The organism is Pseudomonas sp. MWU13-2105 (assembly GCF_023242315.1).
Taxonomy (GTDB): Bacteria; Pseudomonadota; Gammaproteobacteria; order Pseudomonadales; family Pseudomonadaceae; genus Aquipseudomonas.
Genome location: NZ_JALLIY010000009.1, coordinates 187949 through 212508 on the forward strand (window position 1 = coordinate 187949; position 24560 = coordinate 212508).

Below are 24560 nucleotides of genomic sequence, written 5' to 3' on the forward strand. Positions count from 1 at the left end.
ATGCATATCCTCAACGCCAAGCTGCGTCACCGCGAAGGCCTGTATGACCTGCACCTGGAACACGCACGGATCGCGAGCATCACTCCGCAAAACGGCCCGTTGAGCGTCGACCCGAACGATCTCGACGCCCGGGGCAACCTGGTGGTCCCGCCTTTCGTCGAGCCGCATATCCACCTCGACGCCACCCTCACCGCCGGCGAACCGCGCTGGAACATGAGCGGCACCCTGTTCGAAGGCATCGAGTGCTGGGGGGAACGCAAGGCGACCATCACCCATGACGACACCAAGGCCCGCGCCAAAAAAACCATCCGCAGCCTCGCCGCCCATGGCATCCAGCATGTGCGCACCCATGTCGATGTCACCGATCCAGAGCTGACCGCGCTCAAGGCCATGCTTGAGGTGCGCGAGGAAAGCCGGCACCTGATCGACCTGCAGATCGTCGCGTTTCCCCAGGAGGGCATCGAGTCCTATCGCAATGGCCGGGAGCTGATGGTCGAGGCGATCAATCTCGGCGCCGACGTGGTCGGCGGTATCCCGCATTTCGAATACACCCGCGACCAGGGCGTGTCCTCGGTGAAATTCCTGATGGACCTGGCGGAAAAAACCGGCTGCCTGGTGGATGTGCACTGTGACGAAACCGACGACCCGCACTCGCGCTTCCTCGAAGTGCTGGCCGAAGAAGCCCGCAGCCGCGATATGGGTTCGCGGGTGACCGCCAGCCACACCACGGCCATGGGTTCCTACGACAATGCCTACTGCGCCAAGCTGTTCCGCTTGCTGAAGGCCTCGGGGATCAGCTTTGTGTCCTGCCCCACCGAAAGCATTCATTTGCAGGGGCGCTTCGATAACTTTCCGAAACGCCGGGGCGTGACGCGGGTCAACGAGCTGCTCGATGCCGGGATGAACGTCTGCTTCGGCCAGGACTCGATCGTCGACCCCTGGTATCCGCTGGGCAACGGCAACATCCTGCGGGTGCTCGAGGCCGGGCTGCATATCTGCCATATGCTCGGTTATCGCAACCTGCAAAGTGCGCTGGACCTGGTCACGGACAACAGTGCCAGGGCCATGGCCCTGGGCGAACGCTACGGACTGGAAACCGGGCGCCCGGCCAACCTGCTGATCCTCTCGGCGGACAGCGACTACGAGATGATCCGCAGCCAAGGCTTGCCGCTGTACTCGATCCGTGGCGGCAAGGTCCTGGTGAAACGCGATCCGGCGCAGTTGCAGTGGCAGGACCCGCTATGAAATTCGACAAGGCCTATAGCATCAGTCTCGACGAAAAACTGACGATCTACGACGTCCGCGATCTGAATTTCGACGAGACGGTGGAGTTCGATTCAAGCCGGGAAAGCTTCCAGTGCCCGAACGATGCCTGCCGCGCCGCGTTCGACAGCAACAACCGGCTGACCACCTACAACGCCAGCAACCCACGCTTCAAACGGACTCCGCACTTCAAGAACATGCCCAGTACCCGGCACCTGGCGGACTGCCCGTACCTGAGCGCGGAAACCGCACCGGGCGTACTAGATCCGGAGCACCCGCTGGACAATATCGAAGGCGAACAGAACTTCCCCGTCGAGCTGCTGCTGACCCGCCGGACTTACACGCGCAAGCCAGCGACCGCCAGCGACGCCCGTCCGCCGCGGCCGGCAGCGGACCCGGCGCCAGCTCTCAGCAGTATCCACGCCGCCGAGGAAGCCAAGGCGCCACCCAATCGCACCAGCGTGTTCGCCCATCCGGTGGAGTGCTTCGTCTCCAACCACGCCAACAAGGACCTGCTCAAACGCATGCCCCTGACCATTGGCGAACTGACCCTGAACTACAACGCCTTCTTCAAGAAGGTCGAATACTGCCAGGACCGCGAGGGCCTGATCTACTGGGGCAAGATCAAGGAAATCAAGGACTACAAGACCAGCTTCAGCGTGGTCTTCGACAAACCGCTATGGGCCGACAAGAAGCGCTATTCGATCAATGTCTACCTGAGCAAAAGCCTGATCGAAAACTACCGCCAGCGCACGGTGTTCCTCGAAGAGATCAATAGCGTCATCGACCAGGCTGAAGACCTGTATTGCTTCTTCTACGGTGTCACACCGCAATTGAAACAAGTGCCGAGCAAGAAAAACCCCGACCAGACCTTCAGTGTGTTCAGTTGTGAGATCGACAACCTGGATCACTTCCTGATTCGCCAAGCGCCAGGACTCGATGCTTCTTGAGTCGGCTCAGTCGACCGCGCCGGCGCGCGCGGTCGAGGCACCGGCCCATTGGTAGGTCTTGTGCGCGGCACAACGGGTATCGCCGGCCACTGAGCGATCAAACACGAACTCGAAGGTCACCGCGCCCTGATAGTCCGTGCGCACGATCCGATTGACGTCGAGCAGATGCCAGCTGCCATCCTGGCGCATGGCGTCCGGCGAGCGGTATTGGTCACTGGCCCGGACCACGCCCTGCTTATTCAAGGTGTCCAGGTGAAAGTTCACATTGGCCTTGTTACCGCCGCCCTGGCCGCTGCTGCGAACAATCCGGTACCTCACCGCACTGACATCGAAGTACGCCGTATTGCCGGCAGAGGCGAACACCACCCGGGCCTCAAGCTCTCCGCGGAAACGGCCGACCGAGCAGGAGAAATAATCGGTGCGACTGCCCTCCAGCAGTTCCGCCGGACTGGACTCGACCGCGTCGGTACTGCTGGAGGAAGCCGGTTTCTTATCGCTGGCGGCCGGTTCGGGCACCAGTTGGGCGCAAGCGGGGCCGACGCCGCAAACCATCCCGACACACACCAGCGCGCTGAATAACCCTTTAACTGCTCTCATCGTAAATTCCCTTTAAACGAGTCGGAAATTCGGCGCCGTGGTCACGGGCCGAACAGGGCAAGGCGCTCGCCAGCCTTCAACCCCGCCAACTCATCAAGCCAAAACCGCCAGGGCCGGACAAGGGCAAAACGGGCCTGTCGAGGAGGGGCTTTTTCTGCTGATGATGTCGGTATCCTGCCCCGCCCTTCAGGATTGACGCCGGGCCGCGCCAAACAGATGGACACTCTGCAACTCGTCCTCCAGCACCACCAGGCGGATCGGCGCCGTACCGCCCGGCATGCCGACCCGGACTTCGCCGGCCTCGACCCAACCGACCCGCCAGGCGGCACAGGCCACCGCGCTGGCGCTGGTGCCGGAAGACGCCGTCGGTCCTTCGCCGCGCTCGAACACCCGGGCCTGCAACTGCCCCGGCGCCCGCCGAGTCGCCCATTGCAGATTCACCCCCGCCGCACAGGGCTCGCCAGTACCGACCGGTGGAGCGAAAGCAATGCGCGTCAAGCCAGGCGCGAGTGCCGGCTCGTTCATCTGCGCGTTGCTCGGCAGCGACGCCACCTCGTCGACCAGGGTCACACAGTGCGGATTGCCGATGCGCACGAACTGGCTGTGCCGCCAAGCCGCATTCAGGCTCGACAAGGCCGCGACATGGCTCAACGGACAGCCATTCAATTCAGCCTCTCCCACACCCCGGGCCGCCACCGCCGCCGGACCGAACGCCGGCTTTCCCAGGTCCAGCCAGAACCCCGGCTGCCCCTCGACCCGCGCCGGCTCGACCGAGGTCGCGAGCGGAGACAGGCCTCCCGGCTGATCGTGATGGACCCGCAACAGACAAGCGCCCTGAACCGGCATCAGGCCCTGCTCGGTCAGTGCCTGGGCGAAAATCGTCAAGCCGTTGCCACTGCGCTCGGCCAGGGTGCCATCGGTATTGATGATCAACAGATCGAACGGCGCCTCGCTCTGGAACGGCCCGACCAGCAGGCCATCGGAACGATGCTGTTTGCCCGCGCGCGCAGGCGCCTGCCCTGCCCAGCCACAGAGTGCCTCCACCGCATCGAGCGCCCAGGCCTGACGCAGCAGCGCTGCCTGCGCCGCATCGGCCGGCACCTCCAGGCCCAGCCCGCGCACTTCAGCGGGGCTGGCCACGGCATAGATATTCCCACGTGCGTCGTAAAACGTCGGCATACAGCCTCTCTGCAAGCATTCTCTCCAGCCCGCTACTCTACGCGTCAACGGCGAGCAGATCATCGCCGTGGCGCGCTGCTGCGCCGAACAGGCTTCAGCGCAACAGACAGGGGCGCTTGTTGTTGAACGACCAGCCGGGAATCAGGAACTGCATCGCCACGCTGTCGTCCCGGGCGCCGAGCCCCATGTTCTTGTAGCACTCATGGGCCTTGGCCAGCGCGTCCATATCCAATTCGATGCCCAACCCCGGCTTTTGCGGGACCTGGATAAAACCGTCGACAATCTGCAACGGGTCCTTGGTCAGGCCCTGGCCGTCCTGCCAGATCCAGTGGGTATCGATGGCGGTGATCTCACCCGGCGCGGCGGCGGCCACATGGGTGAACATCGCCAGGGAAATATCGAAGTGATTGTTGGAATGCGAGCCCCAGGTCAGGCCCCATTCATGGCACATCTGCGCGACCCGGACCGAGCCCTGCATGGTCCAGAAATGCGGGTCGGCCAGGGGGATATCGACGGCATGCAATTGAATCGCATGGCCCATTTCCCGCCAGTCGGTGGCGATCATATTGGTCGCTGTCGGCAGGCCCGTGGCCCGGCGGAACTCGGCCATGACTTCACGGCCCGAGTAACCGTTCTCGGCACCGCAAGGGTCCTCGGCGTAGGCCAGCACATGATGCTGATCACGGCACAGGGCGATGGCTTCCTTGAGCGACCAGGCGCCGTTGGGGTCGAGGGTGATCCGCGCCAGGGGGAAACGCTCGGCCAGCGCCGTGACCGCCTCGATTTCCGCGGCACCGCTGAGCACGCCGCCCTTGAGCTTGAAGTCATTGAAGCCGTAACGCGCCTGGGCGGCTTCGGCCAGCCGGACGATGGCCTCGGGGCTCATCGCCTCTTCATGGCGCAGGCGGAACCAGGCGTCATCCGCCTCGGCTTCGTGGCGGTAGGCCAGGTCGGTCTTGCCGCGATCACCGATATAGAACAGATACCCCAACACCTTCACCGCATTGCGCTGCTGCCCTTCCCCCAGCAGGGCCGCTACCGGCACGCCGAGGAACTGGCCGAGCAGGTCCAGCAACGCGGCCTCAAGGGCCGTCACCGCATGAATGGTGATCCGCAGGTCGAAGGTCTGCTGGCCGCGTCCGCCGGCATCGCGCTCGGCGAAGGTACGACGCACCTCGTTGAGCAGCTTCTGGTAGTTACCAATGGACTGCCCCAGCAACAATGCACGGGCATCTTCCAGGGTCGCGCGGATACGCTCGCCGCCTGGCACTTCACCGACGCCGGTGCGGCCGCTGCTGTCGGTGATGATCACGATATTGCGGGTGAAAAACGGACCATGGGCACCGCTCAGGTTCAGCAGCATGCTGTCGTGGCCGGCTACCGGGATGACCTGCAAACTGGTGATGACGGGGGCCTGGCCGGCTGCGTGCAAAGTATTTGTCGTCATGATTCGTACCTGTGTTCAACCGCAGTATTCAATGGGATTTGTTCAGGGCCGGGCTGACCGCTCCCGGCAATGCGTGGCTCGGCTTGGGCTGGGTACGGGCAAAGAACACCAGGATCGCGGCGATCACCGAGGCCGCCGCCAGGCCGTACAAGCCGCCCTGGATCGAACCGGTGCGCTCCTCCAGCAAGCCGAATGTGGCCGGCGCGACGAAACCGCCGAGGTTGCCCGTGGAGTTGATCAGGGCAATCACTGCCGCGGCGATGCGCGCATCCAGGTAAGCCTGGGGAATCGGCCAGAACAGCGACGAGGCGGACTTGAAGCCGATGGCCGCGAAGCACACCGCGACAAAGGCGAAGATCGGCCCGCCGGTGGTGGACATGAACATCCCCAGCGCCGCGATCAGCAATGCCGAGGCGACCCAGGCCTGCTGGTGTTTCCACTTGCCCGAGGCCGCCGCGAAGGCATACATGGCGATGATCGAGATCAGCCAGGGAATCGAGTTGAAGAAGCCCACCTGCAGGTCGCTCATCTGGCCCATCTTCTTGATGATGCTCGGCAACCAGAAGGTCGCGGCGTAGATGGTCAGCTGGATGCAGAAATACAGCACGCAGAACAACAGGATCTGACGGTCCTTGAGCAGGCTCCAGATCGACGGCTTGACCGGCATCGAGGCATCGCGCTCGCGCTGCTCGTCTTCGATGACCTGCACCAGCAACTGCTGCTCGGCGACGCTGAGCCACTTGGCATCCTTGGGCGTGGAGTCGAGCCAGAACCAGGTGAACCCGCAGAGCACCACCGAGGCCAGGCCCTCGATGATGAACATCCACTGCCAGCCGTGCCAGCCAAAGCCTTCGATCTGCAACAGGGCCCCGGACAGCGGGCCGGAGATCAGCGAGGCCACGGCCGAACCGCTGAGGAAGATGGCGATCGCCTTGCCGCGCTCAATCCCTGGCAGCCAGCGGGTGAAGTAGTAGATCACCCCGGGGAAGAAGCCGGCCTCGGCCACCCCCAGGAGGAAACGCAGGATATAGAAGTGGGTTTCGTTCTGGACAAAGGCCATGGCCGTGGCCACCAGCCCCCAGGTGAACATGATACGGGTCAGCCAGAGCCGTGCGCCGACCTTCTGCAAGAGGATGTTGGACGGGACTTCGAACAGTGCATAACCGATAAAGAACAACCCGGCACCGAAACCGTAGGCAGCGGCACCGATTCCCAGGTCATGTTCCAGGTGCGTGCGCACGAAGCCGATGTTCACCCGGTCGATGTAGTTGACGATAAACATGATGACGAACAGCGGCAGCACATGGCGCTTGACCTTCGCCACGGCGACGGCCAGCAGGGAATCGCGCTCCGCTGTTGCGGACGGATCTAGGGTGTTGTTCACGACAGGTCTCCCACGGGTTATTTTTGTGTGCGGGGTGCTGGATCAGACGAGCCAGTCGACAGTCATCATACGAGTAGAAAAATAACGCAACAAGTGCCCCGGCCACGATTTATGCTTAGAAACCGCCAATAGCGAACAAAAAAATCGCCTAAATATTATTAAGTAATTGATTTATAATAATTTTATTTAAATAATAAATATTTTTCGGCATCACACAGGAACGCCTGGCCAATCCCATTGGCCGGAAAGAGCCGCATCTGGCTTCAAGTTGTCATACATGCTGATGGTCATTGCTACGCCTCTTGTCATACGAGTGTTAAGCTTTGCCCATGAACACTGAAACCGCTCCCCCTGCGCCACGGCGCAAACGCAGCCCGAACCTGGCCCACGACCTGGTCGATCACCTGACCCAGCAGATTCGCCTGGGGCATTTGAAACCGGGCGACAAGCTGCCGTCGGAAAGCGCCATCGTCGGCGAGCACAAAGTCAGCCGCACGGTGGTGCGCGAGGCGATTTCCAAATTGCAGGCGGCGGGCTGGGTGGAAACCCATCATGGTATCGGCAGTTTCGTGCTGGAGCGCCAGGAGCCCCACGGCCTGCGCCTGAATGTGGAAACCGCGCTGAGCGTGCGCGATCTGCTGGAACTGCGCCTGGGCCTGGAGACCCAGGCGGCGGCACTGGCGGCACGCCGACGCAGCGATGAACATCTCCAGCAGATGCGCGCGGCACTGGACGAGTATCGGAGCCTGTTGGCCAACAACGACAGTTGCGTCGCGGCCGACCAGCGTTTTCACCTGCTGATCGCCGAAGCCACCGGCAATGCCTACTTTTCCGAAATCCTGCTGCATCTGGGCAGTTCGATGATTCCGCGCACCCGGGTACCGGGCGCGGAGCGCGGCGATGCCGACCTGGCGCAACTGGGCCAGCTCGCCAGCCTGGAGCACGAAGCGATCCTGAACGCCATCCGCCGCCAGGACCCGGATGCGGCGCGAGCAGCGATGTGGACGCACCTGAGCAACAGCCGCGAACGCTTTTCCCGCGAATAACCCGCCCTCAAGCATCACCGAGGGATCTGTAGGAGCAGCCGGTCGACGCTCGATTGCTCGCGATCAGCCGGCAGGCTGAGCTTTTAGCGGTGCTACGTGAATAGCCATCGCCAGCAAGCCGATACCTACAGTTCGACGACGGGGTCAGGAGTGGCGGCGGTCACGCACCCGCCACCGGAATCCGCCGGCAATCCTCCGGCCCCAGCAAGCGTCCATCCTCGGCACGTAGCTCCAGCGGTCGCAGCGCCGCACCTTGCTGCCGATCCACCATCACTGAATGGCGCTCCCCTGCCTCGTAGAGATACTCCTCGCCCCACTGGCGCAGACCTATGATCAGGTGGAACAGGCCCTTGCCCTTCTCCGTCAACACGTATTCCTGATACGCGCTGCCGTCAGACGCCGGGACGATTTCCAGTACGCCATGGGCCACCAGGTTTTTCAGGCGTACCGCGAGAATATTCTTGGCCATGCCCAGATTGCGCTGGAATTCGCCAAAGCGGTGGATGCCGTCGAACGCATCACGAATGATCAGCAACGACCAGCCATCACCAATGGCATCCAGTGCTCGTGCCACCGGGCATTCGCCCCCCTCCAGACTCGAACGCTTGACCATGGCCTGAAGCTCCGTTGGAAAATGTGGTTGCAATATAAAACCAGCATCTCTAAGGTACAAGTAGTTTCAAAAAGAAACCACTTGTACCCGGAGTCGATCATGGAATCTGAAGCATCGTCTACCTCCGCCGCCCTGGACACCGCCACACGTTTGCCCGGGGCGGTCGTGCTGCTGTTTGCTGTCGCCTGCGGGCTGTCGGTCGGCAATGTCTATTACGCCCAGCCACTGCTGGACACCATGGCCGAGACCTTCGCCATGGACCCTGCCAGGGTGGGCATCGTTATCAGCCTGAGCCAGATCGGCTATGGGCTGGGCCTGCTGTTGCTGGTCCCGCTCGGCGACCTGTTCAACCGGCGGCGTCTGATCGTCGGGCAGATGCTGCTTTCGGTGGCGGCGCTGCTGGTCACCGCCCTGGCCCCGACCAGTGCCTGGCTGCTGCTGGGATTGGCCGGCGTCGGCCTGCTGGCCGTGGTGACCCAGGTACTGGTGGCCTACGCCGCCCATCTGGCAGCGCCGGATGAGCGCGGCCAGGTGATCGGGACGGTCACCAGCGGTATCGTCGTCGGTCTGTTGCTGGCCCGCAGTGTTGCCGGCGGCATGGCCGACCTGGCCGGCTGGCGTTCGGTGTATGGGCTGTCCTGTGGCTTGACCTTGTTGATGGCGGGCCTGTTGTGGCGGGTACTGCCGCGGGTCGAGCCTCGGCGGCCCCAACAGGCCTATGCTGCGCTGATCGTTTCGCTCTTCACCTTGTTCAAGGAGGAAAAGGTCCTGCGGGATCGGGCCGTGCTGGCGATGCTGATCTTTGCCGCCGGCACAGTGCTGTGGACACCGCTGGTCTTGCCCCTGAGCGCCCCACCGCTGTCGCTTTCCCACACCGAGATCGGCCTGTTCGGCCTGGCCGGAGCCGCCAGCGCCCTGGGCGCCGCCCGGGCCGGGCAACTGGCGGATCGTGGCTGGGCGCAGTGGACCAGCGGCGGCGCATTGTTGCTGATGCTGTTGTCCTGGCTGCCGACTGCCTTTACCCAGTCGTCACTGTGGGCCTTGCTGCTGGGGGTGATTGCCCTGGACCTGGGATTGCAGGCGACGCATGTCACTAGCCAGACGCTGATCTATGGCGTCAGGCCCCAGGCCCGGAGTCGCCTGGCGGCAGGCTACATGCTGTTTTATTCGGTGGGCAGTGCGGCGGGGTCGATAGGGGCGACGGCGATGTATGCCTGGGCGGGTTGGGTGGGGGTTTGTCTGTTGGGGGCAGGTATCAATGCGGTGGCATTGGGGTTTTGGGGGTGGTCGCTGAGGGCGGTGAAAAACCCTTGAGTAGGCGTTGTCAGAGCCGGCCCGCGAAGAGGCCGGTCCGAACAACCGATTTCTTCAATCCTTACCGCGCACCATGCTCTCCAACACCCCATCCCGACGAATCCAGCCATGGAACAAGGCCGCCGCCAGGTGCATCAACACCGTCAGGAACAGCAGATACGCCAGGTACCCATGGGCCCTGCGCAAAAAGGCAAAAGTCGCCGCGTTGGCGGACACGATCGCCGGCAACTGCAGCGAACTGCCCAGCATCACCGGATCCCCCGCCGCCGAAATCATCGCCCACCCCAGCAGCGGCAATACCAGCATCAAGGCATACAGCAGCACATGGGACAGCTTCGCCGCCAGCACCTGCCAACCCGGCAAGTCACTCGGCAGTGGTGGCTGCCGAGAGCTGAAACGCACCAGCAGACGCACCACCACCAGCAACAGAATCGCAATTCCCAGCGGCTTGTGCAGGTGCAGCAGCCACTCATGCCGCTCGGACACCGAGGCCACCATGCCGGCACCGATAAACAACATCGCCAGGATCATCAGCGCCATCAACCAATGCAGCAGGCGCGCCAGGGGCGCGAAGTGATTCGAAGGGGCGCTCATGGGCGGGACTCCTGTGACGAATGGGCAGCGGGCAAGGCGCCGACTTCACTGGTGCGACGCAGATAGGAACTGGCATAGGCCGCCGAACGCGCCGCCAGCAAGGGATCGGCCGAGGCTTCGATGCCACTCGGCAGGATCAGCGGGTCGTAATTGATATCACGGCAATCGCCATCGTCCTGGGACTGGGTGCTTTCCAGCACCAGGGTGCCGGCGTTGAGCACCCTGTGTTCGCCGGTCCATTGCCGACTGGCATCCTCCGTCGGATCACCGGGATTGGCCAGGGTCAGGCGCAACTGCCATTTCAGCGGCCCTGCCGCCAGGCGCAGGGCCAGGTCCCTGGCGAGGAAGTCGGCGCCGTCCGGCGCAGTCGCCCCCGCGGCATCCTGGCTCAGCGGCACCAGCCCCCAGCGCACGGCCTGGCGCCGGCCGGCCGCGTCAACCAGGTAGAAGGCATTCAGGCCGTTGTAGCTTTCCGTGGCATAGCTGGCCGAAGGCTTGGCGGTCTTGACCCATTTCAGGAACGGCGCGGTTTCCGGGTGGCTGGCAAAGAACGCCGCCATGGCCGCCGGGTTCGGCTTGCCGGTGCTCGGGTCGGGCGAGGCCGCCTTGAGCTGCTGGAAAAACGCTTCGGGAGTGCCCACCGGAAACACCGGCATGCTGTTCATCCCGGTACGCCATTGCTGGCCGTTGGCCTGGGTGAAGCGCAAGCCCAGACTACGAATCGGCACGCTGCTGTCCGGCGCGTAGGGGTTGCCGCTGGGCAAGGCGAAGCGCCCTTCCACCGGCACGCTGCCTTCGCGAAAGACCTGGGCGGTGGAATAGGCACGGGCGGCATCAGTGCTTTCAAAGTACCCGGCGACACACACGCCCTTGGCATGATTACGCCTGAAGCCGGCATGCAGGCCGTTGTTTTTTTCGAACGTATTGACGATCCGCCCGGGCGTCAGGCGCACCGGATCGAGCCGCCCGTTGACATAGGCAAAGGCCCCGACCAGGGCCGCGAGCACGGCGGCGATACCGGCCAGGCGCAAGACCTTGCTCGATCCGCTGAGGGGCGGCGGTGTGTGATCTACCATGAAAAAACTCCAGGGCCTCAGGTGGCCACAGGGTGAAGGAGCTATAAGACGAAGGCCGGGCCGGTTTATTCCAGGTCCCGGTTCATTTTTTCGAATATTTATTTTCCGGCCGCTGGAATAACCTTCGAAGCCAGGCGTCTTGCTAGTCCAAGCGTAATGACAAGAACCCGCAGGATTCCATGAACGATCTCGATGAGCAGTTGCGTGAACTGATCCCCCGGATGCGGCGCTTCGCCGTGTCGCTGACGCGCAATCCCAGCAGCGCCGACGACCTGGTCCAATCCAGCCTGGAGCGAGCCCTCTCCAGTTGGGGCGCCAAGCGTGCGGAAGGCGACCTGCGGGCCTGGCTGTTCTCGATCCTGTATCGCCAATTCATCGACTCCCACCGTCGCGGCAAACGCTATGCGCGGATGCTCGAGTTCTTTACCGGCCGCGACGACGCCCAGCCCTCGGTGGAGCGCACGGTGGTGGCCCAGTCGACCCTGGAAGCCTTCGAACTGCTGCCCACCGAACAACGGGCGCTGTTGCTCTGGGTCTCGGTGGAAGGTTTGAGTTATAAGGAAGTCGCCGAGATTCTCGACGTCCCCACCGGCACCGTGATGTCGCGTCTGTCCCGCGCCCGCCAGGCCCTGCGCCAGCTCAGCGAAGGCGAAATCACCAGCCCCTCCCTGCGGATATTGAAATGATCACTATTCCTCCAAGCGAACGCGACCTGCACGCCTACGTCGACCATCAACTCAGCGAAGCCGACCGGCAGTTGCTGGAGACGTACCTGGCGAGCAACCCGGAACTGGCCGAACAGGTCCGCGACTGGCAGCGCGATGCCCAGCACTTGCGCGCGGCCCTGGGCGGTACCCTGCAGATGCCGGCGAACCCGGCGCTGGACCCGAGCGCGATTCGCCGGCGCCTGCGCGGCCAGTCCCGGCGGCACCTGGCCAGCGCCGCGGTGTTGTTGATTGCCGTGAGCCTCGGCGGGGTCAGCGGCTGGCAAGCGCGACAGATGACCTTCCCGCTGCCCGCGCCGATGGCCGATGCGGTGCAGGCCTATCGCATGTTCGCCACTCAGGACATCCTGCCGGCGGACTTCAAGGTCGAGCAGAGCGGCGACCTGCAAGGCTGGCTCGACCGTTATTTCACCCAGGCCAACCGCCTGCCGAACTTGCAGACTGCCGGGTTCAAGCCGGTCAGCGCGCGCTTGCTGAGTACCGAGCAGGGCGCGGCGGCGATGGTGTTGTATGAGAACCCGCAAGGCCAGCGGATCAGCTACTACGTGCGGCCACCGGGACCGCAGAATCATTTGCTGGAGCGCGGTGGGCGCCGTGATGGTGAACTGCAGGCCGAGTACTGGTCCGGCAGCGGCTACAACTACGCCATGGTGACCCCGGCGGACATCCCGGCGGCGCAGTTGCTGCGACAGACGACCAGGTTCTGAGGACTCCCAGGTAAAAGATGACACCTGTGGCGAGCGGGCTTGCCCGCTCGCCACAAGACCGCGCTCGACTTTTGATGGTCGAACTGTCATTTCTGCTCGAAGACTTGCGACGGCCGCCGCAACAACGGATCAAACGGATTGATCCGCGACCCGATCGCCGCGGCTTCGCGCTTGAGCAACTCCACCACCGTCGGCAGACGGTCCGGCCCCAGGCGGTCGCTGATGGTGGCCACGCTCAGCGCCGCCACCGCCCGCCCCTCGCGATCGAGGATCGGTACCGCGACCCCGGCCATGCCTTGCAGCACCCCGGTGTTGCGCCCGGCGTACCCGAGCTTGCGCACATTCTCCACCTCGGAACGCAGCAGCACTTCGTCATACAGATGAAAATCCCGCAGCCGCGGCAGGTTGTAGCGGATCACCGTTTCGCGCTCCTCTTCCGGCAGGAAGGCGAGGATCGCCAGGCTGCCCTGTCCCACGCCCAGGGCCACGCGTCCACCGATATCGCCGGTAAAGGTGCGGATCGGAAACGGCCCTTCGCTACGGTCCAGACAGATCGCATCGAAACCGCTGCGGGCCAGCAGGAACAACGAATCCCCCAGCGATGCCGACAAGCGCAATAACGCCGGGCGCACCAGTTCACGCAGGTTGCCGGTCTGCCCGGCCCGAGCCGCCAGGGCAAAGAAATCCAGGCTCAGGCGATAGCGTTTGCTGCGCCCGTCCTGCTCCACCATACCCTCGTCCACCAGGCTGCGCAGCAGCCGGTGGGTGGTCGGCTGGGACAAACCGACCCGTTCTGCCAACTGGGTCACCCGTTCGCCGCCCTCCGGCGTCTCCCCCAGGCTGCGCAACACGGCAAACAGCCGCGACACCGCACTGACACCCACTTCGTTCTTCTTTTCATTCCGCTCAGTGGAATTCATTGACGATCTTCCCGCCTGAAAATTTATTCAATGAATGAAAATGAAAATAATCATTCTTTCAGTGAAATTCACTCTTTCGCACATCCTAGGCTTCGTCCTACTCTGCGTCCACAAGGGGCGATTCGAACAACACCGGGAGCCGACACAAGTCGAGCACCACGCACCCCGGCAACACCCTTTCGTCTCTGCCCATGACAAAAAAATGCGCCCCGGCGTATACAACAACACACAGGTGGAACGCAGTTATGGCCTTTCTACGACTTGAAGGCGTGTGCAAGCGCTATGGCGAGATCGATGCCGTGGTCGCCACGCATCTCTCGGTGGACAAGGGCGAGTTCGTCTCGCTGCTCGGCCCCTCCGGTTGCGGCAAGACCACTACCCTGCAAATGATCGCCGGCTTCGTCGAAGTCAGCGCCGGCGCAATCATTCTCGACAACCGTGATATCACCCACGCCAAGCCCAGCAGTCGCGGCCTCGGTGTGGTGTTCCAGAGCTACGCGCTGTTTCCCCATATGAGTGTCGAGGACAACGTCGCCTTCGGCTTGCGCATGCGCAAGGTACCCGCCGCCGAGGTGCGCAAACGGGTGGCGACGGTGTTGCAACTGGTGCGGCTGAACCAGCATGCCGAGCGTTATCCACGCGAACTGTCCGGTGGCCAGCGCCAGCGGGTCGCCCTCGCCCGCGCCCTGGTGATCGAGCCGCCGGTATTGTTGCTCGACGAACCGTTGTCCAACCTCGATGCCAACCTGCGCGAAGAGATGCAGTTCGAGATTCGCCGCATCCAGCGCGAAGTCGGCATCACCACCCTGATGGTCACCCACGACCAGGCCGAAGCGCTGTCCATCAGCGACCGCGTGGTGGTGATGCAGGCCGGGCGCATCACCCAGATCGACGAACCCTACAAACTCTACGAACACCCGCGCACGCGCTTTATTTCCGGCTTCGTCGGCAAGGCCAACCTGTTGCCGGGTGACCGCGATGCCAGCGGTTGCCCGCAAGTCCGGCAACTGCCGGGCGAAGGCGAGTTGACCCTGAGCCTGCGCCCGGAAAAGATCGATCTGCTGGCTGCCGGCAGCGGGCGCTTGCCCGGCCAGATCCTCAGCCGCTTCTTTCTCGGCAGCCAGTGGCTGTACCGCATCGACACGACGATCGGCGAACTCACGGTGGTGCGCCGCAATGACGGCTCGGCGCCGCTGAACGAAGGCACGGCGGTGGGCCTGGATTGGCCGGCCGAGCTGCTGCGGGTGCTGGAGCACGGCGAGGTGCCGGCATGAACCTACTCACGCGGATGCGCCAGGGACGGCGCGGCTACCTGTTGTCGGCACCGGCCCTGCTGCTCTACCTCGGCCTGCTGATCCTGCCGCTGGGCCTGACCGCGGTGCTGTCGTTCAATGTTTTCGATTACCAGACCGGGGTCAAAAACGACGCCTACACCCTGGAACACTACGGTGTGCTGTTCAGCGATCCGTACTTCTATGAAATCTTCCTGCGGACTTTCTGGATCAGCGGCCTGACCACTCTGCTCTGCGTCCTGATCGGGGTCCCCGAAGCCTACATCCTCAGCCGCATGGGCACGCCCTGGCGCTCGATCTTCCTGATCCTGATCCTCACCCCGTTGCTGATTTCGGTGGTGGTCCGCGCGTTCGGCTGGAGCCTCCTGCTCGGTGCCGACGGCCTGGTCAACCAGAGCCTGCAAGCCGTTGGCCTGGCGCCGATGAAGCTGCTCTACACGCCATTCGCGGTGGTGATCGCCCTGGTCCACGTGATGTTGCCGTTCATGATCATCCCGGTCTGGACCTCCTTGCAAAAGCTCGATCCTGCCGCCGAACAAGCCGCGTTGTCCCTGGGCGCCAGCCACGCCAAGGTGATGCGCCTGGTGGTGTTGCCGCAGGTCATGCCCGGGGTGCTCTCCGGCACGCTGATCGTGTTCGGCCTGTCGGCCAGCTCCTTCGCGATTCCCGGACTGCTCGGCGGACGCCGCCTGAAAATGGTCGCGACCCTGGTCTACGACCAGTACCTCTCGGAGCTCAACTGGCCGATGGGCGCGGCGATTGCCGTGGTGCTGTTGCTGCTCAACCTGCTGATCATGCTGTCGTGGAACCGGATGATCGAGCGTCGCTACAAAAAATCCCTGGGGGCCGTGTAAATGTCCAGAAACGGCCCGTTGGCCCTACTGTTCCATAGCCTAATCGTGGTGTTCATGCTGGCGCCGCTGGTGGTGGTGTGCCTGGTGGCCTTCACCCCGGAAAACACCCTCAGCCTGCCGACCACGGACTTCTCGTTGCGCTGGTTCCGCGCGGTGTTCGAACGCGCGGACTTTGTCCAGGCGTTCTACAACAGCCTGATCCTGGCCTTCAGCGCCGCCAGCCTGGCGACCTTGATCGCGGTTCCGGCGGCCCTGGCGATGACCCGTCATCAGTTTCCCGGGAGGGACTTTCTCAATGGCCTGTTTCTCTCTCCGATCATCATCCCGCACCTGGTGCTCGGGGTCGCGCTGTTGCGCCTGTTCGCCCTGATGGGGGTCAACGGCAGCTTCGCCTGGCTGATCGGCGCCCATGTGCTGGTGATCACGCCCTATGTGTTGCGCCTGGTACTGGCCGCCGCCATCGGCATGGACCGCAGCGCCGAACAGGCCGCCGAATCCCTCGGCGCCGGACGCTTCACCCTGTTCCGCCAGATCACCCTGCCGATGATCCTGCCCGGCGTGGCCGGCGGCTGGCTGCTGGCCTTTATCAACAGCTTCGACGAAGTGACGCTGTCGATCTTCGTCACCTCCCCCGCAACCCAGACCCTGCCGGTGCGCATGTACGTCTACGCCACCGAATCCATCGACCCGATGATGGCGGCGGTCTCGGCCCTGGTGATCGCGCTGACCGCGCTGACGATGATTCTGCTCGACCGGGTCTACGGCCTGGACCGGGTACTGGTAGGCAAACAATGAGGCCGACATGGCACTGCTGACACGACTGGCCGAAGGCGACCGCCCGGCCCTGGACTTTACCCTCGACGGCGAACCAGCCAGCGGTTTGCAGGGCGATACCCTGCTGACCGCGCTGCTCACCGCCGGTGAATACCTGCGCCACAGCGACTTCAGCGGCGAGCCCCGCGCCGGGTTCTGCCTGATGGGCGCCTGCCAGGATTGCTGGGTCAGGCTGGCCGACGGACGCCGGGTGCGCGCCTGCTCGACGATGCTCGAAGCCGGGCAGCAGGTTCGTCGAGAAGGGAGAAACACGCCATGACGTACATAAAATCTCCCGCGGCAGGAGCGAGCTTGCTCGCGATGAACGCAAGGGCAGCGCGATTATCCAGGGACCCCATGTTTTCGTTGACGCCCATCACGAGCAAGCTCGCTCCCACAATGCGGCGGGCTGCCCATGTCTGAGATCGTTGTCGTCGGGGCCGGACCGGCCGGCATTCGTGCCGCGCAAACCTTGGTTGCCCATGGCCTGCGCCCCTGCCTACTGGATGAAGCCGCGCGTGGTGGCGGGCAGATCTATCGGCGTCAGCCGGAGAACTTTCGTCGTTCGCCGGTAAAACTCTATGGATTCGAAGCCCGCAAGGCGGCGGCGATCCACCAGACCCTGGAGCAGCTGCGCGAACAGCTCGACTACCGGCCCGACACCCTGGTGTGGAACGCCGAGGACGGCGCCCTCGATACCCTGCAACAAGGCCGGGCCGGACGCCTGGCCTACTCGAAGGTGATCGTCGCCACCGGCGCCACCGACCGGGTGCTGCCGATACCCGGCTGGACCTTGCCCGGGGTCTACAGTCTCGGTGCCGCGCAGATTGCCTTGAAATATCAGGGCTGTGCCATCGGCCAACGCGTGGTGTTCGCCGGCAGCGGACCGCTGCTGTATCTGGTGGCCTACCAATATGCCAAGGCCGGAGCGAAGGTGGCGGCGGTGCTCGACAGCACGCCGTTCAGCGCCCAGTGCCGCGCCCTGCCCGGTTTGCTCGGGCAACCGCTGACCCTCGCCAAGGGCCTGTATTACCGCAGTTGGCTGACAGCCCACGGCATCCCGGTACACCAGGACGCCCATCCGCGGCAGGTCGACGGCGAACGCCGCGTGCAATCGCTGCGCTGGCGCCAGGGCGGCTACCTGCGCTCCATCGACTGCGACGCGCTGGCCTTCGCCCACGGGCTACGCAGCGAAACCCAATTGGCCGATCTGCTGGGCTGCCGTTTCAGTTGGAACCCCTTGAATCGCGCCTGGCTGCCGGAGCGGGACAATGCCGGACGCAGCAGCATGGCGGGTGTCTACCTGGCCGGCGATGGCGCCGGAATCATGGGCGCCGATGCCGCGGAAATGGCTGGCGAGCGAGCCGCCCTGGCCCTGCTGGAAGATCTGGGGCGCATTGTCGATCCACAGCGCACAGCATTTCTGGAGACTCGCCTGCAACGCATCAGTGCCTTCCGCCATGGGCTGGAACAGGCATTCCTCTTCCCCGAGCACTGGGCCACGGAAGCACCGGACACGCTGATGCTGTGCCGCTGCGAAGAAGTCAGCGTCGGCGAGGTGCGCGCGGTGGTCCGCGAAGGCCATTGGGAAATCAATCGGGTCAAGGCCCATTGCCGGGTCGGCATGGGCCGCTGCCAGGGCCGGATCTGCGGCGCGGCGGCAGCGGAAATCATCGCCTGCGAAAGCGGCCTGGGCCTGGACAGCATCGGCCGGCTGCGTGCCCAGGCGCCGATCAAACCGCTGCCCTTTGGCGTGGAGGTCGCGCCATGATCGAAGTCGACGCGGTGATTCTCGGCGGTGGCATCGTCGGCGCTTCGGCGGCCCTGGCCTTGAGCCGCCAAGGTCGTAGCGTGGTGCTGCTTGAGCGGGACTTCTGCGGCTCGCACTCCAGCGGCGTGAACTACGGTGGCGTGCGCCGCCAGGGTCGACCGCTGTCGCAGTTGCCACTGTCCCAACGCGCCCACGGAATCTGGGCCCGCCTGCCAGAACTGATCGGCATCGACGGCGAATACCAGCGCTCGGGGCATCTCAAGCTGGCCCGCAGCCTCGACGATCTGGCCGCCCTGCAAGCCTATGCCGACAGCAGCCAGGGCTTCGGGCTCGCTCTGCAAGTGCTTGACCGCGAGCAGCTACGCCAACGTTTTCCATGGGTCGGCCAGGTCGCCGAGGGCGCCTCCTTCTGCCCCGACGATGGCCACGCCAATCCCCGGTTGGTGTCCCCGGCGTTTGCCCGCGCCGCCCGTCAGCTCGGTGCAACGGTGCTGGAACAGAGCGAGGTGACCCAGGTCGAGCACGACGGTCGACGCTTTATCCTGCGCACCCGCACAGGCCTCGAGGTCCGCGCGCCCTGGCTGCTCAATTGCGCCGGCGCCTGGGCCGGCAGCCTTGCCGCGCAGTTCGGTGAAGCGGTGCCGATGTATTCCGGTCATCCGGCGATGCTGGTGACCGAACCCTTGCCCCTGGTGATGGACGCCAGTACCGGCGTCGAGGGCGGCGGCATCTATGCCCGCCAGGTCTGTCGCGGCAATTGCGTATTGGGTGGCGGTCAGGGCTTTGCCCTCGACCACGCCCGCGCCCGACCAGGGCAGAGCGCCGTGCTGGAGATTCTCCGCCAGGCCGTCGAGCTCTATCCGTTCCTGCAAGGGGCCCAGGCAATTCGTACCTGGAGCGGCACCGAAGGCTACCTGCCCGACCGCCAGCCGGTGATCGGCCCGAGCGATACCCAACCCGGCCTGCTGCACGCCTTCGGTTTCGCCGGAGCGGGCTTCCAGATCGGCCCGGCGGTGGGTGAGGTCCTCGCCGAGCTGGTGTGCCAGGGCCAGTCGTCGACGCCGATCGAAGCTTTTTCCATTACCCGTTTCCAATCCACTCCCGCCGTTTGAGCGGGCCGTCAGAACCCAGAGGAAGATCGCGCCATGAAGAAGACTCAACGCAATGCCCTGATCGGTTTGTCCTGCCTGCCTCTCATGGCCCTGCTCGGCGCCGCGCCGGCCCAGGCCGAGCCCACGCTGTACCTGGGCATGAACGGCGGGACCATGGAACGTTTGTACAGCGACAAGGTGCTACCACCCTTCGAAAAGGCCAATCACGTCAAGGTGGTCATTGTACCGGGCACGTCCGCCGACATCCTCGCCAAGGTCCAGGCGAGCAAGGACAACCCGCAGTTGCACGTAATCTTCCTCGATGACGGGATCATGTACCGGGCGATCTCCATGGGCCTGTGCGGCAAACTCGAAGACAGCCCGACCCTGGCGCAGATCCCGGTCAAGGGGCGGATCAAGGACCAGGCGGTGGCGGTCAGCCTGGGAGTGACCGGGCTGGCCTACAACACGCGGTTGTTCAAGGCAAAAGGCTGGGCCGCGCCAACCTCGTGGATGGACATGGCGGACAGCAAGTACAAGGACAAACTGGTGTTCCAGTCGATGTCGTCCTCGACCTTCGGCCTGCACGGTTTCCTGATGTTCAATCGGATCCAGGGCGGCAGCGAGAGCAATGTCGAGCCGGGCTTCAAGGCCTGGCCGGGCAGCGTGGGGCGCAATGTGCTGGAGTACATCCCGAGTTCGGCCAAGCTTTCGGAGATGGTCCAGACCGACGAGGCGGCGCTGTTTCCGCTGACCCCGACCCAGGTCACCGCGCTCAAGCTCAAGGGCATCCCGGTGGAGTACGCGCAACCCAAGGAAGGCGCGGTGGTGCTGAACGTCGCCGAGTGTGCGATTGCCAACAACACCGAGCCGGCGCTGGCGCAGAAACTCGCCGAGTTCCTCCTGACTCCCGAGGCCCAGGCGGCGGCGCTGGAGGATGGCGACCAGATTCCGTCCAACCCCAACACCCCGACCACCGACAAGACCCGCGGCCAGGTCGAGGCCATGAAGCAATACCTGGACACAGCGGTGGCCATCGACTGGGACCAGGTCAACCTGCTGCGGCCTGAGTGGAACGCGCGCTGGAACCGCAGTATCGAGCGCTAGAAGCCACGGTCACTCATCTGAGAGGGCCATCACGGTGTGGCCAGCTCACGCACTCCAATCCAGTATCAGCTTGTCAGTAGAGGACCGGCTGGCGGCGTGGCCTGGCCGACACACCGGGGATTGGTTACATTAGCGCGACCATCGGCAAGATGGCGCTGACCTTCGCCGGGTGCGATGCTTGTCACACCACCATGACCCAGCCGCTCTGGTTTTTTACGCAAAGGGATCCTCTCCGTTGGCCGCTCCGCCCCCCGATCGCCCTGGCATGAAACCCCGTTGGCCAGCCTTGCGCCGTTTCTTCGGCAAGGCTTTCGCCGGCAAGGCCAGCGTCGTAGCGCCGTCCCACGACGTGCACGAGTATTTCCGACGCAAGGCCAACCACCAGGGTTACACCCTGAGCCTGAGCCAGCAGCGGGTTATCGAACGCCTGGCGCAGCAGGCCAGCGCGCTGCTGGACGGCGTGCCCCAGGGCCGCCAACGCAGCCTGTACCTGTACGGTGCGGTCGGACGCGGCAAGAGCTGGTTGCTGGACGGCTTTTTCCAGGCCGTGCCGATTGCCGAGAAACAGCGGGTGCATTTCCACGATTTCTTTACCCACCTGCACCAGGGCATGTTCCGTCATCGGCAAACGCCGGATGCCCTGGGCCGGACCCTGGACGAACTGCTCAAGGATTGCCGGCTGCTGTGCTTCGACGAGTTCCATGTGCATGACATCGGCGATGCCATGCTCATCAGCCGACTGTTCAAGGCCCTGTTCCAGCGCGGCGTGCTGGTGTTGCTCACCTCCAATTACCCACCCGAAGGCTTGCTGCCCAATCCGCTCTACCACGCCCGCTTCAAGCCGGTGATCGACCTGATCAACGCCCGCATGGAGGTCATGGAGATCGGTGGCCCGCATGACTACCGCAGCCAGCCACGCAGCCATACCCAGCAGCAATTCACCCAGGGCCAGTACGTCTGGCCGGGCTGCCCGGCACAACGCCAGGCGCTGCAGCTACCGCAACGCCAGGCCCCGGCCTTCGGCCTGCGGGTGGGGGCCCGGCAACTTAACGTGCGCCTGTGTGCCGAGCGCACCGTGCGTTTCGAATTCACCGACCTGTGCGACCAACCCACCGCCGTGATGGACTACCTGGAGCTGTGCCGACGCTTCGACACCTGGATCATCGATGAGCTGCCCAACCTTGAAGACTGTTCGATCGCGGCCCAGCAGCGGTTCATCAACCTGATCGACGTGCTGTACGACCAGGACAAGCGCCTGCTGTTGATCGGCGAGCGGCCGCTACGTGACAGCCTCGGCGGCAACGCCATCGACCTGGCGCGGACCCGCAGCCGCCTGGGGCAGTTGCTCGAAGTCGGGCCGGCGGCCAGCAGCCTGGGCTGATCCACGCCCCGCGCCCGCTCATCAGCGCGCCTCGGCTCAACAACATTGCTATCATGACGATCTTTTTTCGATGATCGCGACGAGTACTCACGCCCGCTTATGGATACCCTTGCCCAACTGCGCGCCGGCCAACTGACCGGTATCAAGCGACTCGACCTGTCCTGCGGGCTGAGCGAGTTCCCCCGGGAAATCTTCCAGTTGGCCGACTCCCTGGAAATCCTCAATCTGAGCGGTAACGCGCTGAGCAGCCTGCCGGACGACCTGCACCGGCTGACACACCTGCGTATCCTGTTCTGCTCGGACAACCTGTTCACCGAATTGCCGGCCTGCCTGGGCCAGTGCGCCAAACTGAGCATGGTCGCGTTCAAGGCCAACCGCATCGAGCAGGTGTCGGCTGCCGGCCTGCCTCCCCTGTTGCGCTGGCTGATCCTGACCGACAACCGCATCAGCGAACTGCCGGAAGAACTGGGCCGCCGACCGTTGCTGCAGAAGCTCATGCTGGCGGGCAATCGCCTGCGCGCCCTGCCCGCCACCCTGGCGGACTGTCATAGGCTGGAATTGATCCGCATCGCCGCCAACCAGTTGGACGAATTGCCGCAATGGCTGTTGACCCTGCCGAGCCTGGCCTGGATCGCCTATGCCGGTAACCCGAAGCTTGATCACACCGGCGAAGTGCTGGTCGGCGACCGCACGCCGACCATCGACTGGGATCAACTGCAACTTGAACAGCGCCTGGGCGAAGGTGCCTCGGGCGTGATCAGCCAGGCGCGCTGGAGCCGCCCGGCGGCATCGGCCTTGTCGGTGGCGGTCAAGCTGTACAAGGGCAGCATGACCAGCGACGGTTCGCCGCAGAATGAAATGAATGCCTGCATCGCGGCGGGCCGGCATCCGAACCTGATCAAGGTCGAAGGACGCATCGCCGGCCATCCCGATGGCCAGGCCGGGCTGGTGATGGAACTGATCGATCCGCGCTTCGCCAACCTTGCGGCATTGCCGAGTCTCGATTCGTGCAGCCGCGACGTGTACCGGGGCGAGACCCGCTTCAGTGCCGGGCAGGCCTTGCACATGGCACGCGGGATCGCCTCGGTGGGTGCGCATCTGCATCGTCTGGGGCTCTGCCATGGCGACCTGTACGCACACAATATTCTCTACAACGAAGCCGGCGATTGCCTGCTCGGGGATTTTGGCGCCGCGTCGTTCCATGCACCGACCGACAGCCTGGAAACCCGCGCACTGCAACGGATCGAGGTGCGTGCGTTCGGGATTTTCCTGGGGGAATTGCTGGAACGGATCGACGGGGAGATCGAGGCGCGCGAGCTTGAATTGCTCAAGGACCTGCAGGTGCGCTGCATCCAGCCGGACGTACTGGCGCGGCCGGGGTTCGAGGCGATCTGCGCAACCCTGGCGTAATCGATCAGGTAGCGGGCAGGCTTGCCCCATAGCCGTCAGATAAGGGCGTGGGATATTGAAAGCGCCCCCTGACTCATGTGGGAGCGCGTCAGACCTCAACCGAATGGCACCAGGGCTTTCCCGCTCACCACAAGGGGGCCAGGATCAGCCGGCCAGGCCGACAAACATGTCTTGCACGTCGTCGTGGTTGTCCAGGCCTTCGAGGAAGGCTTCGACTTCGGCCATCTGCTCGTCGCTCAGGCCGCTGACCGGGTTCTTCGCCTGGTAACCGAGCTTGGCTGACAATACGGTGAAGCCTTGCTCCGGCAGGGCTTTCTGGACCGCATCGAGGTCGGTCGGTTCAGTGAGGAACAGGGTCGCCCCCTCTTCGCCCGGCTCGAAATCCTGGGCGCCCGCTTCAATCGCCGCCATTTCCGGGTCGGCATCCGGGCTGTCCGGTGCCGCTTCGATCAGGCCGACATGGTTGAAGTCCCAGGACACCGAACCCGATGCACCCAACTGGCCCTTGCGGAACGCCACGCGGATTTCCGCGACGGTGCGGTTGATGTTGTCGGTGACACATTCAACGATCAGCGGCACCTGGTGCGGGGCGAAGCCTTCGTAGGTCACGCGGTGATACTGCACGGTTTCGCCCAACTGGCCCGAGCCTTTCTTGATGGCACGTTCCAGGGTCTCGCGGGGCATCGAGGCCTTTTTCGCCTGCTCGACCACCAGGCGCAGGTGTGCGTTGGTGGCGACGTCGGCACCGTTGCGCGCGGCGATGGTGATTTCCTTGACCAGCTTGCCAAAGATCTTGCCCTTGGCGTTGGCCGCCGCTTCTTTGTGTTTAACCTTCCACTGTGCGCCCATTACTCACTCTCTCGATCAGAGGCGTCGTGACATTTATTGGCCGACGCTTTGCCGCCCAGTTTATACGGCCACAACCGACCAATCGACCAAAACCTGACGAAGATTACGACTCTACCCTGATGATCGTAGGCAATTTCCCAAACATCGTTTTGCAGTGTCCGGGGGGCCACGGCTTTT

At 63.9% G+C, this 24560-nt stretch carries 24 protein-coding genes; 15 read left to right on the forward strand and 9 right to left on the reverse strand.

The features are described 5' to 3' along the window. Nucleotides 1-1245: a cytosine deaminase gene (gene codA, locus M5B96_RS15220; RefSeq protein ID WP_248797496.1), complete on the forward strand. Its 1245-nt coding sequence runs from the start codon at nucleotides 1-3 to the stop codon at nucleotides 1243-1245. After that, nucleotides 1242-2213, forward strand: coding sequence for a hypothetical protein (locus tag M5B96_RS15225; RefSeq protein WP_248797497.1), 972 nt, complete (start codon nucleotides 1242-1244; stop codon nucleotides 2211-2213). The genes codA and M5B96_RS15225 overlap by 4 nt, the downstream gene beginning before the upstream one ends. Before the next feature lie 6 nt (nucleotides 2214-2219). Here M5B96_RS15225 and M5B96_RS15230 read toward each other — a convergent pair whose 3' ends face one another. From M5B96_RS15230 to M5B96_RS15245, 4 genes are all read right to left on the reverse strand, one after another. Further along, a complete protein-coding gene (locus tag M5B96_RS15230; protein ID WP_248797499.1) occupies nucleotides 2220-2810 on the reverse strand; it encodes a hypothetical protein in 591 nt (196 codons plus the stop codon). Nucleotides 2811-2996: 186 nt separating this feature from the next. Beyond that, nucleotides 2997-3989 carry a diaminopimelate epimerase gene (locus M5B96_RS15235; RefSeq protein WP_248797501.1) on the reverse strand — a complete coding sequence of 331 codons (993 nt, stop codon included), beginning with the start codon at nucleotides 3987-3989 and terminating at the stop codon, nucleotides 2997-2999. Nucleotides 3990-4083: 94 nt separating this feature from the next. Further along, entirely contained in the window at nucleotides 4084-5436 is a 1353-nt protein-coding gene (gudD, locus tag M5B96_RS15240; RefSeq protein WP_248797503.1) for a glucarate dehydratase, read from the reverse strand. A gap of 28 nt (nucleotides 5437-5464) precedes the next feature. Continuing rightward, the gene (locus M5B96_RS15245) at nucleotides 5465-6820 is read right to left on the reverse strand and encodes an MFS transporter (protein ID WP_248797505.1); all 1356 of its coding nucleotides are present in this window, start codon (nucleotides 6818-6820) and stop codon (nucleotides 5465-5467) included. A 329-nt stretch (nucleotides 6821-7149) separates the two neighbouring features. On the opposite strand from M5B96_RS15245, the gene M5B96_RS15250 reads away from it, so the two are divergent. Continuing rightward, complete coding sequence (locus M5B96_RS15250) at nucleotides 7150-7866, forward strand: FadR/GntR family transcriptional regulator (RefSeq protein ID WP_248797507.1); 717 nt, start codon at nucleotides 7150-7152, stop codon at nucleotides 7864-7866. Between the two features lie 160 nt (nucleotides 7867-8026). Here the strand turns inward: M5B96_RS15250 and M5B96_RS15255 are convergent, their stop codons facing one another. Next, nucleotides 8027-8479: a winged helix-turn-helix transcriptional regulator gene (locus tag M5B96_RS15255; protein WP_248797508.1), complete on the reverse strand. Its 453-nt coding sequence runs from the start codon at nucleotides 8477-8479 to the stop codon at nucleotides 8027-8029. Between the two features lie 99 nt (nucleotides 8480-8578). Here M5B96_RS15255 and M5B96_RS15260 point away from each other — a divergent pair, with 99 nt between their 5' ends. Then, nucleotides 8579-9793: an MFS transporter gene (locus tag M5B96_RS15260; RefSeq protein ID WP_248797509.1), complete on the forward strand. Its 1215-nt coding sequence runs from the start codon at nucleotides 8579-8581 to the stop codon at nucleotides 9791-9793. Between the two features lie 54 nt (nucleotides 9794-9847). On the opposite strand, the gene M5B96_RS15265 is transcribed toward M5B96_RS15260, so the two are convergent. Both M5B96_RS15265 and M5B96_RS15270 read right to left on the reverse strand, forming a co-directional pair. Next, the gene (locus M5B96_RS15265) at nucleotides 9848-10387 is read right to left on the reverse strand and encodes a cytochrome b (protein ID WP_248797511.1); all 540 of its coding nucleotides are present in this window, start codon (nucleotides 10385-10387) and stop codon (nucleotides 9848-9850) included. Next, complete coding sequence (locus tag M5B96_RS15270; RefSeq protein ID WP_248797513.1) at nucleotides 10384-11463, reverse strand: catalase family peroxidase; 1080 nt, start codon at nucleotides 11461-11463, stop codon at nucleotides 10384-10386. Before M5B96_RS15270 ends, M5B96_RS15265 begins: the two co-directional genes overlap by 4 nt. A 179-nt stretch (nucleotides 11464-11642) precedes the next feature. Between M5B96_RS15270 and M5B96_RS15275 the strand changes: the two genes are divergently transcribed. Together M5B96_RS15275 and M5B96_RS15280 are read left to right on the forward strand one after the other, a co-directional pair. Next, on the forward strand, nucleotides 11643-12149 hold the full coding sequence (locus M5B96_RS15275; protein ID WP_248797514.1) for a sigma-70 family RNA polymerase sigma factor: 507 nt from the start codon (nucleotides 11643-11645) through the stop codon (nucleotides 12147-12149). Further along, nucleotides 12146-12895 (forward strand): anti-sigma factor family protein, encoded by a 750-nt coding sequence (locus tag M5B96_RS15280; RefSeq protein ID WP_248797515.1) that lies wholly within the window; start codon nucleotides 12146-12148, stop codon nucleotides 12893-12895. The genes M5B96_RS15275 and M5B96_RS15280 overlap by 4 nt, the downstream gene beginning before the upstream one ends. 86 nt (nucleotides 12896-12981) lie before the next feature. On the opposite strand, the gene M5B96_RS15285 is transcribed toward M5B96_RS15280, so the two are convergent. Then, nucleotides 12982-13815, reverse strand: coding sequence for an IclR family transcriptional regulator (locus M5B96_RS15285; RefSeq protein WP_248797516.1), 834 nt, complete (start codon nucleotides 13813-13815; stop codon nucleotides 12982-12984). Between the two features lie 245 nt (nucleotides 13816-14060). Here M5B96_RS15285 and M5B96_RS15290 point away from each other — a divergent pair, with 245 nt between their 5' ends. The 9 genes from M5B96_RS15290 (at nucleotide 14061) to M5B96_RS15330 (ending at nucleotide 23534) form a co-directional block, all read left to right on the forward strand. Beyond that, the gene (locus M5B96_RS15290; RefSeq protein WP_248797517.1) at nucleotides 14061-15089 is read left to right on the forward strand and encodes an ABC transporter ATP-binding protein; all 1029 of its coding nucleotides are present in this window, start codon (nucleotides 14061-14063) and stop codon (nucleotides 15087-15089) included. Continuing rightward, nucleotides 15086-15961: an ABC transporter permease gene (locus M5B96_RS15295; RefSeq protein WP_248797518.1), complete on the forward strand. Its 876-nt coding sequence runs from the start codon at nucleotides 15086-15088 to the stop codon at nucleotides 15959-15961. Before M5B96_RS15290 ends, M5B96_RS15295 begins: the two co-directional genes overlap by 4 nt. Beyond that, entirely contained in the window at nucleotides 15962-16756 is a 795-nt protein-coding gene (locus M5B96_RS15300; RefSeq protein WP_248797520.1) for an ABC transporter permease, read from the forward strand. A gap of 7 nt (nucleotides 16757-16763) precedes the next feature. Then, nucleotides 16764-17054 (forward strand): (2Fe-2S)-binding protein, encoded by a 291-nt coding sequence (locus tag M5B96_RS15305; RefSeq protein ID WP_248797521.1) that lies wholly within the window; start codon nucleotides 16764-16766, stop codon nucleotides 17052-17054. A gap of 135 nt (nucleotides 17055-17189) precedes the next feature. Then, nucleotides 17190-18545, forward strand: coding sequence for an NAD(P)/FAD-dependent oxidoreductase (locus tag M5B96_RS15310; protein ID WP_248797523.1), 1356 nt, complete (start codon nucleotides 17190-17192; stop codon nucleotides 18543-18545). Beyond that, entirely contained in the window at nucleotides 18542-19657 is a 1116-nt protein-coding gene (locus tag M5B96_RS15315; protein WP_248797524.1) for an NAD(P)/FAD-dependent oxidoreductase, read from the forward strand. The genes M5B96_RS15310 and M5B96_RS15315 overlap by 4 nt, the downstream gene beginning before the upstream one ends. 33 nt (nucleotides 19658-19690) lie before the next feature. Next, nucleotides 19691-20743, forward strand: a complete 1053-nt coding sequence (locus M5B96_RS15320) for an ABC transporter substrate-binding protein (protein ID WP_248797526.1) — start codon at nucleotides 19691-19693, stop codon at nucleotides 20741-20743. A gap of 235 nt (nucleotides 20744-20978) precedes the next feature. Next, the gene (gene zapE / locus M5B96_RS15325; protein WP_248797527.1) at nucleotides 20979-22124 is read left to right on the forward strand and encodes a cell division protein ZapE; all 1146 of its coding nucleotides are present in this window, start codon (nucleotides 20979-20981) and stop codon (nucleotides 22122-22124) included. Nucleotides 22125-22223: 99 nt separating this feature from the next. Next, entirely contained in the window at nucleotides 22224-23534 is a 1311-nt protein-coding gene (locus tag M5B96_RS15330; protein ID WP_248797529.1) for a leucine-rich repeat-containing protein kinase family protein, read from the forward strand. A gap of 144 nt (nucleotides 23535-23678) precedes the next feature. Here the strand turns inward: M5B96_RS15330 and M5B96_RS15335 are convergent, their stop codons facing one another. Further along, nucleotides 23679-24383 carry a YebC/PmpR family DNA-binding transcriptional regulator gene (locus M5B96_RS15335; protein ID WP_248797530.1) on the reverse strand — a complete coding sequence of 235 codons (705 nt, stop codon included), beginning with the start codon at nucleotides 24381-24383 and terminating at the stop codon, nucleotides 23679-23681. Between the last annotated feature and the right edge of the window lie 177 nt (nucleotides 24384-24560).